Here is a 13,193-nt window from a genome sequence, read left to right as displayed (position 1 = left end):
CTTTTTGTAAAAGTCGTTATATTTGTGGTTCATCGTTAAAAGGAGTTTATGGATGAACCTTACGATTTCAGGAAAGTTACAGCTGAGTTTTATGTTGTTGGCTGTTCTTTTTATTGCGTCTGCGATCTTTACTTATCGAAATATCACTACCGTCGAGCAGCATGTCTCTTCGCTTCTTACTTCCGATCTGCCGACAGTGGATACCAGTAGAGGTATTCAGCAATCTGTTCAGGCTTCATTATCTTCTATTCGTGCTTATATGCTACTCGGGGCCAATGAGACGACCGGAGCACAATTAAGTCAAGATGTACAAAATATCATGGCTTCCACCGATGAATCTTTGCCAACTTTGCAAGCGTTGATCCCTGAGCAAGACTTTCTCACAATCCAAAATCAATGGGAGGCAATGAAAGCCTCTCTGAATACATTGCTTGAGTTAAGTCACAGCGAAGAAAACCTGCCAGCACACAGTTTATTTATTAACGAAGCCGCCCCGATTGCAGAAGTGGCGCTTGATCAGATCCAAAGCTTGATAAATGAAGAGTCAGGAAATCAGTTTGGTGGCGAACGTAAGCGACTTTTCAAAGTCTACGCCGATAGTTACACGTCACTTGCGAACGCATTATCGGCATTGCGTGACTTCCTGTTGTACGGCCAGCAATATCACCTTGAAAAATATCAGGACCTTCTCAAGTTCCATAATCAATCCGTCGCTGAAATTGATGGCAAGCTCGACATGCTCTCAGACAACGACAAGTCGTTATGGGCATTGTTCAAAGAGATGCAAGCACTTTACTTTCCGCTCGCCGAGCAGGTGATTTCATTGCGACGTTCTCCAGAATGGAACGAAGCCAACCTTATGATGGCGAATGAGTTATTACCAGCAGCGAACGCACTCGACGCAAGTTTAGAGTCCATCGTATCTGTTCAACAACGTCGGGCAAGTCAAAGTGGTGATGGCATCAGCCAGTCGATTAAAAATGTACTGACTTCAGTACTGATAGCGGCAGTATTTGTCATTGTTGCTGCCGTCGTGATCTCAAAATATATGGGCAACACGATTGGTCGCAGAGTGAAAAATTTATCACAGCGTGCGCAGACCATCGCCTCTGGTGATATTTCACAACCTCCGCTTAACGTTGTCGGAAATGATGAACTCGCCGTCCTTACCGAGTCTATCAACCGCATGAATGAATCTCTGGCCAATATCGTTGTAGGTGTAAGCAGCAAAGCGTCGCAAGTTGACAGCAACATGGTAGCGTTACTGGAGTCCGCTCAGGTTACATCAACCAATGTTGAGAGGCAGCAAAGCAACATCGTTGAAATGGGACGTCAACTTGAAGAGATCGCTATTGCCGCTAGAAATACTCTTGAACAAGCACACCAGTCTGTACAAAAACTGTCTGACTCGAAAGGTGAAATAGAACAAGGTCATGACGCGTTAGAGCAGAATAAAGGGACGATGGAAAACCTGCATGGCAGCATTGAAAACGCAAGCTCTCGAGTAATGCAGCTAAGTATAGAAAGTGATGCAATTGGTCGGGTGACCGAAGTGATCGAAGGTCTCGCAGAGCAAACCAATTTATTGGCGCTGAATGCAGCGATTGAAGCAGCAAGAGCGGGAGATCAAGGTCGAGGCTTTGCAGTTGTCGCGGACGAGGTGCGAATGCTGGCAACCAGAACCACGCAATCTACTACGGAAATAAACGATATCATCCATGCCATTCAACGCTCAACACAGTCGGTTGTTCAGGAAATTGAGCATAGTCAGTCACTGGCAGAAACTGGTGCAGAACATATCGAGAATGCAGTGATCAAGTTAATCTCGACGACAGAGCAAATCAACTCGTTAAACGGACAGATGGCAGAACTGGCTGCAGCAGCTGAACAACAATCTCACGCCACCCACTCAATTACTGGATTGATGGATGAGATAACGCATTCCGTTAATGAGGTGTCCAGCAACAGTCATCATGCTTCTAAAACTTCGCTTCAGGTTAAAGAGCAGGTAACAGAGCTTAATCAACAAATGGCAGCGTTCAAAACCGTGTAACGATTCAAGCCATCTGCACATACTTAAACAGCAGCCCAACCATTTACTCTTTGTCGTTAAGTGGTTGGGCTTTTTTATGTGGCTGCGGTAACTATAGAATTTACTTATCAAAGCTATAGCTAGAACCGAATTTCGTTACTCAATGCTTCGATCTAATATAACTCCATCAGCAGAAATCACTGCAAATATATTTTTAATTACGTACAGGAGCAAGATATGAGCACACAAGTAAGCCTAATTGGTCTAGATCGCGAACACTCTGAGCAACTAGCACAACAGCTGAATCAGCTACTTGCCCATTACCAAGTGTTGTACATGAACACACGCGGTTATCACTGGAATATCAAAGGACATCAGTTCTTTGAGCTACACGTGAAATTTGAAGAAATTTATACCGAACTGCAAGTAAAAATCGATGAACTGGCAGAGCGTATTTTGACATTAGGTCACACGCCAGCACATGCATTCAGCCACTATCTGGAATCAAGTGAAATAAAAGAGCACCAAAACGCAACATCGGGTGACGATTGCGTCAAAGGTTTGGTTGATGGCTTCGGCATCCTTCTGCTTAATCAGCGTGAAATTCTATTCAACGCTGGCGAAGCGGGAGATGAAGGTACGGCTGCATTGATGGGCGACTACATTCGTGAGCAAGAAAAACTGATGTGGATGCTTAACGCTTACCTTCAATAAGGCGTGAATAAGAATCGGGAAATAAGACAAAAGAGCACTGAGGTGCTCTTTTTTTATTTTTGTAAAGTGGGCTAACTGCTTTGTCTTAAAAGGGATGATTCTAAGTAAATCAACAAATCAGTGAGCTCTTTTACCGCAATAGACGCGCAAGAGTGAAACTCAGTTAAGTTTCCATGATGGACAAGACAAGAGGGCATTTGTGCGTTATAAGCCGCTTGTAAATCATATAAGTAGTCGCCGACGTAAAGTACTTCATCGGGCATCAACCGCCACTCTTTTGCTAAAACTTGCAAAGACAAAGGGTCGGGTTTGGGCGGGTAGCATTCGCGCGTGATCACTCGCTCAACTTCGATTTGGTTATGCTCAAGTTTACGTTGGGTGGCAATCAGGCAATTACGTGTCACGATGGCTGTTTTCATCGCTTTTTGATTCAGGAAAGCCAAAAGTTCGTGACAGCCTGTCATGGGTGCAGATTGCTCGGCATCGGAGATTTCGTGATCAAAAATCACATTGTGCGCATGCTCTTTGTGGTGAGGATGTTCCAGTTTTTCTACAAAGTCTAATAAGTCTTCCGATTGCGGACACCCTAGTTGTTGGCGCAGAACTTGAAAGTTCATATCGGAGCTCACAAGGGTGTTATCTAAATCAAAAATAACGGCTTTAATTTTATCGACGACTAGTGGAAAAGGAACCATTCTGACCTCATAAAATAACTTTAAAACAACAGCTTAATTATAAGCTAAATTTGATTTACTTCTGCTCCAGACGAAATATTTTCCCGGTGTCGGTCGAAAAATAGAGATAACCATCGGGACTGATCGTGACGTCTCTGATTCGCTCGCCAAGATCGTCCATTAGGCGTTGATATTCGGTTAGTTTTCCATTCTCGATAGAAACCACATTGAGGTGCGTAAGTTTAAGAGCTCCTGCAACGATTTTTCCGTTTAGGTCAGGGTATTTGTCTCCGCGGTATACCACTAGGTTACTTGGGGCGATAGAAGGAATGTAAACCAGTTTGGGATCTTCCATACCCGGCAGGGATTTCGCTTCGCCGACATCAAGAGGGCCCCAATATTCTTTTCCTTGGGAGACTCTGGCCCAGCCGTAGTTCGAGCCTTTCTTTATCAGATTAATCTCATCGCCACCCCTTGGACCGTGTTCGATTGACCAAAGCTGATTCGTCGCTTGGTCGAAGTACAAACCTTGAGGATTACGATGACCATAACTCCAAATCTCAGGCTTTACGTCAGACTCTGTGAAAGGGTTATCTGCCGGGACAGTGCCGTCCAGATTTAAACGTAGAATTGACCCTGCATGAGTTTGTCTGTTTTGCCCGTTATCACGATCCCCTCGATCCCCAATCGAGAAGTAAACTTTATTATCGACAAACGCTATACGGCTACCAAAATGTCGTCCGGTATCAGTAATCGCATCAGCGACAAAAAGGTCTTTCCATTGTGTCAGTTGATTGTTTTGTAAAGTCGCGGTCGCGAGAGCCACCGTGTTTCCTTTGCTGGTTCGCTTACTGTAGGTAAAGAAAAGCGTTGGCTGGGTTTTATCTGTATTGGGTGCAAGGGCAACGTCAAGTAAGCCCGCTTGACCAGTCGTGCTCACGCCTGAGACTGAAAACAGTTTTTCACGTTGACCCGATTCGACATTCAGCAAAGAAATGGTACCGTTTTTCTCGTTAACGACGGCCTGCTTCTCATCGATAAATTCTATTCCCCAAGGAACATTGAATCCATTCGCCACTTCTTTTGCCTCATAGTCGGCAGCATGGCTGGAAAAGGTAAAACAAACGAGCAGGGTGGTGATAACGGTTCTCATGGCGGTGTCCAATTTAAAGCGTGTCTGTATTTAAAGCTAACACTGAATTCCTATGTTTGTTAGGCGTTAAACTGTATACAGATGTAAAAATCCCCGACACGAGATCGGGGATTGTATGACTTTGCGAGAGTGAACTCTGATTCGATTACATTGCCGCTTCGAATATTGCAGAGATCTCTTCGTGAGTCGCTTGTTTAGGGTTAGTGAAACCACACGCGTCTTTAAGTGCGTTATCAGCCAGCGTTGGAATATCTTCTAGTTTCGCGCCAAGCTCCTTGATGCCAGCAGGAATACCCACGTCTTTCGCTAGTGTAACGATCGCGTCGATCGCGGCTGCTGCACCTTGCTCTGCTGACATGCCTTCCACGTTAACGCCCATTGCTTTCGCCACATCAGTCAGACGTTCAGGGCAGACTTGCGCGTTGTAGCGTTGTACGTGAGGAAGCAGGATGGCATTGCACACACCGTGTGGTAAATCGTAGAAACCACCTAACTGGTGAGCCATTGCGTGGACGTAACCTAGTGAAGCGTTGTTAAACGCCATACCCGCCATAAACTGCGCGTACGCCATTTGTTCACGAGCTTCCAGATTTTCACCGTTTTTCACTGCTGTGCGCAGGTGCGCTTGAATTAACTCAATCGCTTTAATCGCAACTGCATCCGTAATTGGTGTTGCCGCAATAGAAACGTACGCTTCAATGGCGTGAGTCAGCGCGTCCATACCCGTTGCAGCGGTCAGAGACGCTGGTTTTGCAAGCATTAACTCAGCGTCGTTTACTGAGATCAATGGCGTGGTGTGCTTATCTACGATTGCCATCTTAATGTGACGTTCTTCATCGGTGATGATACAGAAACGAGTCATTTCCGATGCAGTACCCGCAGTCGTATTGATGGCGATAAGTGGCAGCATTGGTTTTGCAGATTGATCAACGCCCTCGTAGTCAGAAATGTGTCCACCGTTTGCAGCCACAAGTGCGATACCTTTCGCACAGTCGTGTGGTGAACCACCGCCAAGTGAGATTACAAAGTCACACTCGTTTTCTTTTAATAGTGCTAAGCCGTCGTTAACGTTGTTAATCGTTGGGTTTGGCTGAGTGCCATCGAACACTACGGTTGCGACGCTTCTTTCGTTAAGAAGGCCTTGAACCTGCTCAACCACACCGATTTGGTTAAGGATTTTATCGGTAACGATCAACCCTTTTTTAAAGCCTTGTGATTGAATACTGTCCGCGGCGTCTTTAAGACAGCCTGCGCCCATGAGGTTTACCGTAGGGATAAAAAATGCACTAGTCATATTGGATTGCTCCGTCGTTCTTTATAAGTTGTTATTAATTGGGAATTACTGTCGCACACCTTTTTCGGGTTCCAACTTGATCCAGAACAAATTAAGCCAGTTGGTACTCGTTTCACTACAGGAACTGTGACAGCGATCTTGTTGCACAGCATGTAGGTGCAACATAAATATAACGTAGCTTAAATATGAAACTAGTAACGTAAAAAATTGTTAATAATGAAGATCTATTGATGATTTATATCTAAATTAGACTAAAGTATAAGAAATCCCCATTGATATTAGATTTATCAATGGGGATGAATGAAGTGTTTTTAACTTATCTATCAATAATTATGCTATTTCGACAAGTTTAGATACGAGTTTTTCGATGCCTGAAGCTGCTTGAGAGATATTCTCGGCTAACATATAAGCCGGTGTAGAAAGAACCTTATGTTGCTCATCAAAAACAAACTCATCAACGGTACATTCGATGTGCTCACCACCCATTTGATTAAAGGCGGCAGAAGTCGCTTCATCATTGCCTATTGTTCCTTTTACACCCTGCTCATAAATCATTGGGATAATGATAGGTGCGATGCAAAGATAAGCTGCGGGTTTGTTGGCATGAGCAAATGCACGGCAGGCTTGAGCAACGTGTGTGTTGATTGAGCATTCCGCCCCAGATACCGCAAAGTCAGTTAGGTTTTTTGCTGCGCCAAAACCACCAGGTAGAAGTAAAGCGTCGAAATCTTCGACATGCAATCGCGCCACATCTTCAATATTTCCTCGCGCAATGCGTGCTGATTCCACCATTACGTTCCTGGTCTCATCCATTTCCTCGCCAGTCAGGTGATTGATCACATGCAACTGGTCGATATTAGGAGCGAAACAATGCCAGCTAGCGCCTTCTTTCTCAATAGCGTGGAGTGCCAATACAGCTTCGTGCAACTCTGTTCCATCATAAACACCAGAGCCACTGAAGATAACCGCAATTTTTTTCATTTGAGAGTCCCTTTAGTCTGAGTATTCTGTCTGTTGCTCTTGCATTTACAGACTGATTATTCTCCACAATTTCACTTGTGAGTTCTTTTCATCATAGTCGCTGACTAAAAAGGGGTTAAGCAGAATTTGTAAAAAGTGTTTTATATTTGTTCCAAACTCGTAACGGAATAATTTCTATACTGATTTTTTATAAGATTGACTGTTGTAGCCGCTCCTTTTTGCGTTAATCTGATGGCTACTTTCGCATTCATAAGCTGTAGGTCACATGAAATCTGCGCAATTTCAATTCACTCTTTATGGTTGTATCGCCATTATTTCCTGGAGCTGTTTACTGGGTATCGCCAGATTGGTGACGGAAAGCCTGGGAACAGTCGGAGGGGCAGCCATGTTGTATTCTGTCAGCTCAATTTTTCTGATTGTTGTGGTGGGGATCCCAAGGCTTTCTAACTTCTCTGCTAAATATCTTATCTTCGGCGGAGCACTGTTTGTCTGTTATGAGATTTTTCTCGCTTTGGCGCTGGGATATTCAAACTCACGGGCGCAGGCAATTGAAGTTTCCATCGTAAATTACCTCTGGCCTGCATTGACGGTGTTATTTGCGGTGTTAAGCAGTAATAAAAAGCCAAGCTGGTTACTTTATCCAGCCGTAACCCTTGCGTTCTTAGGCGTTGCGTGGACGGTGAGTGGGGATAACGGCTTATCAGTGCAGCAAATAATAGACAACGTTAACAGTAATCCATTGGTTTACTTTATGGCTCTGACTGGCGCAGTGATCTGGGCGGTATACTGTAACCTGACTCAAAAGCAACAGTCCAAACACAACGCGATTACGCTGTTCTTTATTGCCACGGCAGTGTCTTTGTGGGTGAAATTTTTAGTAACGGATCAACCAGCAATGACTTTCTCTTGGTCGGCAATGGGCTATTTGCTAGCTTCTGCGGCTTTGATGGCGGGAGGCTATGGGTTGTGGAACATTGCGATTGTAGGCGGAAATATGGTGTTTCTTGCGACACTCTCTTACTTCACACCAATCTTTTCGGCTCTGTTTTCTTCCGTCATTCTTGGAGTGACCTTGAGTCAGAGCTTTTGGCATGGTGTGATGATGGTAACGGTTGGCTCATTATTGTGTTGGCTAGTTACAAAAGAGAAGCGAGCCTCTGCAGTGGAAGAAAATATCGACCCCGTAAATACAAAAAAGCTCCCAAATTAGGGAGCTTTCTTTATCTGTTCTAAGCGACGTTTAGCTGTAGCTGCAGCTTGAATCTGTGCTTCGACAAGCGTGTTGTTAGCTGTTTACGCGTCTTCTCCAACGTATCCAACTCTAGCGTGTCATCGTCGACATGCAGATCGATGTTTACTCGTAGCTCTTGTCCAACTTTGGTGATGCCAGCAACTTTTAGCTGGTGGTCTGATACTTTCTCGATCTCTAGTACATCGTTACCAACCACCTGACAAAGTTCTTTGCTCGGTGTCATCATCAGCAGCTCGCGTAGTGCGCCACATAACATATCAAACGGTACTTTTAAAAAGTAGAAGCCCATCAACAGCATCATCAGTGGATCAGCATAAGCCGCATATTGAGCGAATGGAGACAGCGACACCAACCACGCGGCCACAAAACCTACCGTGACAGCAACACTTAACAAGGTGTCCATTTGCCACTGTTTTGTCTCTGCTTCGATTAGACCTGATGAGTAGTTTCGGCTTCTTTTCGCCATAAACCACCATGCGTAACCACAACCCAAAACGTTTACAACACCAAAGATTGTCGCAATAGACGCATCGACTTCTCTACCGCCTGTCATCAGTGCGGAAATCGCAGAGTAAAGAGAAAATAGCACAACAATCAAAATAACTGTTGCCTTGATCGCAATAACGATTGGCTCTAGTACGGCTTTACCAAATGGAAACACTGACTTCGATGGTTTGCTAATGTAATAAGAGGCTGCCAGTGACAATAATGTTAACAGTAAGCTGACTAAAGAGTAGACACCATCAAAAACGATCACAATTGAGCCAACAAGCAAGCCTAGTACCATACCACCAGCAGCGAAGCCTGAAGCTAAAAGGGCTGAAATGGTTAAAATATGGTTTTCGTTTCTGCTTGTCCTGACACACATGAGATATACCTTGTAGTTTTTGTTCCGCTATATTCTTTGCTTACAAGGCTATTTAGGCAACCAGAATTTGACCAGTAACTTGTTGAGTGAGAGGGGTTTAAAATATTTTATAATAAAAACAATATGATACAGCAGAATCTTGCTGTCACAAAAATTGACACTCAGTGCAAAGTGTTTAGAAGTCAAATAAATAATCGCTGAGTTTGTCCGCTAACCACGTCATAGCAGGGTGCTCAATTTGACCATTTGTAGAAAACATACAGTAGTCTTCTTGTGTTAAACCGTAGGTGTGTTTAATTACCGCCAACTTTTGTTGACGTAGATAGTGACGAATTAGGGGCTCAGGTAACACGCCCCATGCATCTTCTTCTAAGATAGTATTTAACATGTAATCGAAGCTAGAGAAGCCGATGTAGCGTGTTGAGAAAGGCTGGAGTTCTGGGTTGTCTTTCTCATTTAAGTAAACCATCAGCGCTTGCATTTGGCTGCGCAGCTCTTCATCCGATACGCGACGCATTTTGCTTAAACGGTGATCGGCGCTGCACACAGACATCATGCGTATTTTACCTAGTGGGTTATAGACGATATGGGGATCGTCGACTCGCTCGTAATCAACACCAAAGGCAAAATCCACTTGATGCGTGCTCACCAGGTTGGCTAAGTCACCACTTGATGCGAGGATGATGTTAAATGTGGTGGAAGGGTAACGGTTGTTCAGCTTGTGTGATAAGTCTTGCCACAGGTCGTCGGGTAGGGAGTCGTCTCGTGCAACCCATACCTCGGCGTTGAAACCCTCTGAAATTTGGCCACACGTTTTGCGAATACGTTGTGCTATGACTAAAAGGTATTCACAGTCTTTGTAAATCGCTTTTCCCGCTTCAGACAACGTGAGTTGATTGCCGGTTCGGGTAAACAATTCGACATCGAGATCCTTTTCCAGCGCTTTTATCGACATGCTGAGTTTGGTTCGGTTACAGTCCAACTGCCTTGCAGCTTCGGACACCGATCCACAATCAGCGATAGTACAGAAGGCTTCTACTTGCGTTAAGTTCATGATTTGACACAACCGAAAAGTAATTTGAAATCAAAAGGGATACGGTACAGATCGATTCCCAAAGCTGTGAAAGGTTAACGAAAAAAACACGATTTCGCCAGATAAGTCTATGGTCTTTTTGTGGTTTTGGGGTACCCTATACCAAGTATGCGTTGATATAGGTCTGACGCTCAAAAGAAGTCAATCATTGTTAGACTTCTTGTGTCACGCTAAAAGTGTTTTTCGCTTTGTAATAGAGAATAGAACCGTTCTCTTTGTAACTAAAGCACTTTCGGCGTCACACGGTGAGATGTGAGATATCAGAAGTGAACATGGAGGCCACGATGGCACAAGATTGGGACGGCTTAGCAAAGAGTTGGGAATCAAATCCCGCAACCACGCAATTTGCTCAGTCAGTGTTTGAACAGTTACAACAGTTAACTCAGCTTGATGGCATTAAAGTACTAGATTTCGGATGCGGAACCGGGCAGTTAAGCCAGTTATTGTCTCCATTGGTTAAAGATATCGTGGCACTAGATGCATCTGAAGAGATGATCGAAGAGTTAGATAAAAAAGAGCTGGCGAATGTAGAGCCAGTTGTTGATACCTTATCTCGAGGTCTTGTTGCGCAGCATCCTGCGTTCCGTGGGCAATTTGATTTGGTCGTTGCATCATCAGTTTTATCCTTCTTGGATGATGCCGATTCAGCATTAAGCATTGCGCATTCATTACTTAACCACGGTGGTCATTTCGTTCATTTTGATTTTGTATCAGAATCCGGACAAGATGGCTTTACAGAGGCGAGTTCAGAAGCTGCCCTCATTAAAGCGGGCTTTACTGACGTAGAAACAAAGAATGTGTTTGAAATCACATCAGATGGTAAATCGATGTCAGTAATAATGGGTGTTGGGCGCCGGTAATCCCTAATAAGAACATCAAAAAGCGAGCTTCAAGGCTCGCTTTTTGTTTGCTTGCAACCTTTCCATTAAGACCTAATCAGGCTGACACCAGCTTTTTTATCTCTTCCAAAACATGTGCGTTTGCGATGGCACCAATGTTTTCCACCTCTCTGCCATTGATAACTTGTTTGACAGCAAGCTCGACTAATTTACCAGATCTCGTTTTAGGAATGTCACTGATGGCAAAAATTTCACTTGGAACGTGTCTCGCTGAGCAGGCAGATTTCAACTGAGCTTTAATTTTCGCGATCATATCATCGTTCAATTTTTCGGTAGTGGCTAGCTGAACAAACAGCCAGATTTGCTCGTTTCTATCTACCTCTTTTCCGACCGCGATTGAGTCAACAATGCCTTCAATCGAATTAACCTGCTGGTAAATTTCTGCTGTGCCAATCCTAACTCCACCAGGGTTTAACGTTGTGTCACTTCGCCCGTAAAAGAGATAACCGCCCGTTGATGCATTTCTTTCAACATCATCGCCGTGGTGCCAAACGTTCTCGAACTTGTCCCAATAAGCGTTATGGTAACGCTCACCACTGTCATCCCAGAATTTAGCCGGGAAATTAGGGATGGAATTGGCACACACTAGCTCGCCTCGGTTACCAATAATATCTTCGCCCTGTGGACTGAAGACTCTTGTATCGACACCTAAACCTGCACACTGACATTCGCCACGGTAAACCGGGGAGATTGGGTTACCTAATACGAAGCAACCACAAATATCTGTGCCACCAGAAATAGAAGCTAAATGAACGTCCTCTTTCAAATGTTGATAAACGTAATCAAATTGCTCCGGGTAAAGTACAGAGCCCGTGGAACATATGGTTTTTAGTGATGGAAGCGGGTCGCTTCCTTGATTGGAATAGCCCGCTTTTTCCATGGCTTCCAAGTATTTTGCCGAGGTGCCAAAAAGTGATACATCAGCGCGTTTAGCCAAATCCCACAACACCTTGTAATTTGGGTACATCGGGCTGCCATCAAAAATGACCAAACACGCGCCACTGGCTAGGGTGGAAACATGCCAGTTCCACATCATCCACCCACAAGTGGTGTAATAGAATACGCGATCTTCTGGCTGAATATCGCAATGAAGCTGATGCTCTTTAACATGGTTAAGCAGGGTGCCGCCTACAGAATGCACAATACACTTTGGTTTCCCAGTTGTGCCGGATGAGTAGAGTATGAATAAGGGATCATTAAAGTTGATACGCGTGTAAGTGACGGGCTGCGGTGGGTATTGATTTAATATGTATTGCCAGTCTTGGGTGCAAACATCACATTCGTAGCTGCGAGGATTGAGATAGTTGATCTGGCAAACGTGCTTTAGACCATCCAAGTGATCGGAGATATGATGGTTTTTATCTGTCATATCGAACACTTTGCCGTTAAATGTGTAGCCATCGCAAGTGAACAGAACTTTAGGTTTTACTTGGCCAAATCGTTCCAAAACGCTTTCTATGCCGAAGTCTGGCGATGTCGCAGTCCAAGTCGCACCAAGGCTGGTCGTGGCTAGCATTGCAATCACGGTTTGAGGCAGGTAAGGAAGGTATCCAGCAACCACATCGCCTTTTCTTACACCGCAATCTTGCAGCCATCGCTGTATGCTAGAGACTTCATCACACAGCTCTTGCCAAGTATAAGTTTGTCTCTCTCCACGCTCGTTCTCAAACCAAATCGCAATATCATTAGGGTTGTGATAGGCAAAACTAAGAAGGTTTTCCGCATAATTAATTTGGGCGTCAGGAAACCAGCTTGTGTCGCGGTTAGGAACCGGCTGCTGCCATTTACTCTCAGATTGGCATTTTACCGTGTCACCCGAGTTTCCGATTACATCACAAAACAGCCAGACTTCTTGCCAAAACTGTTCGGAATGATCCAGTGACCATTGATGGAGTTCGGCATAGTTTTTTATGTCATTTCCTTGCCTGTTTATGTGTTCAATAAACTGGGTGATATTGGCTTCTTCGATGCGGCTTTCGCTCGGTTGCCATAATTTGTTGTACTCGCGCATAGGTTCCTTCTATAACAAGCTGGTAACACATTAAGTCTGAAAGCAATCACTAACAATGTCAAACTTGCGTGAAAGTATTTGATGTTAGCAATATCATAGTCTTACGTGTAAATGTAAATAATTTGTTACACTCAAATGCGTGGGCGAAAATGGTTTAGGGATTGGAAGCAGTCAGGAGTACAGATAGGCTTAATGTAAAGGATTTGTTAATGGAGAAAGGTC

11 protein-coding genes are annotated in these 13,193 nt (G+C 44.3%); 4 read left to right on the top strand and 7 right to left on the bottom strand.

What is annotated here, in order from left to right; all coding sequences use genetic code 11:
• Positions 1-52: 52 nt before the first annotated feature.
• Together V1U08_RS03625 and V1U08_RS03620 are read left to right on the top strand one after the other, a co-directional pair.
• Positions 53-2,053: a HAMP domain-containing methyl-accepting chemotaxis protein gene (locus V1U08_RS03625; RefSeq protein ID WP_330469946.1), complete on the top strand. Its 2,001-nt coding sequence runs from the start codon at positions 53-55 to the stop codon at positions 2,051-2,053.
• A gap of 216 nt (positions 2,054-2,269) precedes the next feature.
• Positions 2,270-2,746: a Dps family protein gene (locus tag V1U08_RS03620; RefSeq protein WP_330469945.1), complete on the top strand. Its 477-nt coding sequence runs from the start codon at positions 2,270-2,272 to the stop codon at positions 2,744-2,746.
• Between the two features lie 71 nt (positions 2,747-2,817).
• Here V1U08_RS03620 and V1U08_RS03615 read toward each other — a convergent pair whose 3' ends face one another.
• The 4 genes from V1U08_RS03615 to elbB form a co-directional block, all read right to left on the bottom strand.
• Complete coding sequence (locus V1U08_RS03615; RefSeq protein ID WP_330469944.1) at positions 2,818-3,441, bottom strand: HAD family hydrolase; 624 nt, start codon at positions 3,439-3,441, stop codon at positions 2,818-2,820.
• Positions 3,442-3,496: 55 nt separating this feature from the next.
• Complete coding sequence (locus V1U08_RS03610) at positions 3,497-4,573, bottom strand: PQQ-dependent sugar dehydrogenase (RefSeq protein WP_330469943.1); 1,077 nt, start codon at positions 4,571-4,573, stop codon at positions 3,497-3,499.
• A gap of 145 nt (positions 4,574-4,718) precedes the next feature.
• Positions 4,719-5,867: an L-threonine dehydrogenase gene (gene yiaY / locus V1U08_RS03605; protein ID WP_014234621.1), complete on the bottom strand. Its 1,149-nt coding sequence runs from the start codon at positions 5,865-5,867 to the stop codon at positions 4,719-4,721.
• Positions 5,868-6,197: 330 nt separating this feature from the next.
• Positions 6,198-6,848: an isoprenoid biosynthesis glyoxalase ElbB gene (gene elbB / locus V1U08_RS03600; RefSeq protein ID WP_014234620.1), complete on the bottom strand. Its 651-nt coding sequence runs from the start codon at positions 6,846-6,848 to the stop codon at positions 6,198-6,200.
• 265 nt (positions 6,849-7,113) lie between these two features.
• On the opposite strand from elbB, the gene yddG reads away from it, so the two are divergent.
• Positions 7,114-8,058, top strand: coding sequence for an aromatic amino acid DMT transporter YddG (yddG, locus tag V1U08_RS03595; RefSeq protein ID WP_329353768.1), 945 nt, complete (start codon positions 7,114-7,116; stop codon positions 8,056-8,058).
• Between the two features lie 19 nt (positions 8,059-8,077).
• Here the strand turns inward: yddG and V1U08_RS03590 are convergent, their stop codons facing one another.
• Complete coding sequence (locus V1U08_RS03590; protein ID WP_014234618.1) at positions 8,078-8,968, bottom strand: cation diffusion facilitator family transporter; 891 nt, start codon at positions 8,966-8,968, stop codon at positions 8,078-8,080.
• Between the two features lie 175 nt (positions 8,969-9,143).
• Positions 9,144-10,022: a LysR family transcriptional regulator gene (locus tag V1U08_RS03585; RefSeq protein WP_014234617.1), complete on the bottom strand. Its 879-nt coding sequence runs from the start codon at positions 10,020-10,022 to the stop codon at positions 9,144-9,146.
• A gap of 284 nt (positions 10,023-10,306) precedes the next feature.
• Here V1U08_RS03585 and V1U08_RS03580 point away from each other — a divergent pair, with 284 nt between their 5' ends.
• Positions 10,307-10,921, top strand: coding sequence for a class I SAM-dependent DNA methyltransferase (locus V1U08_RS03580; RefSeq protein ID WP_327194648.1), 615 nt, complete (start codon positions 10,307-10,309; stop codon positions 10,919-10,921).
• A 76-nt stretch (positions 10,922-10,997) separates the two neighbouring features.
• Here V1U08_RS03580 and V1U08_RS03575 read toward each other — a convergent pair whose 3' ends face one another.
• Positions 10,998-12,971 (bottom strand): acetoacetate--CoA ligase, encoded by a 1,974-nt coding sequence (locus V1U08_RS03575; protein ID WP_330469942.1) that lies wholly within the window; start codon positions 12,969-12,971, stop codon positions 10,998-11,000.
• Positions 12,972-13,193 lie beyond the last annotated feature (222 nt).

Source organism: Vibrio sp. YYF0003 (genome assembly GCF_036350715.1).
In the GTDB taxonomy this organism is placed as follows: Bacteria; Pseudomonadota; Gammaproteobacteria; order Enterobacterales; family Vibrionaceae; genus Vibrio; species Vibrio natriegens.
Note: the sequence above shows the minus strand (reverse complement) of the source record. Positions and strands in the feature narration are given on the sequence as shown.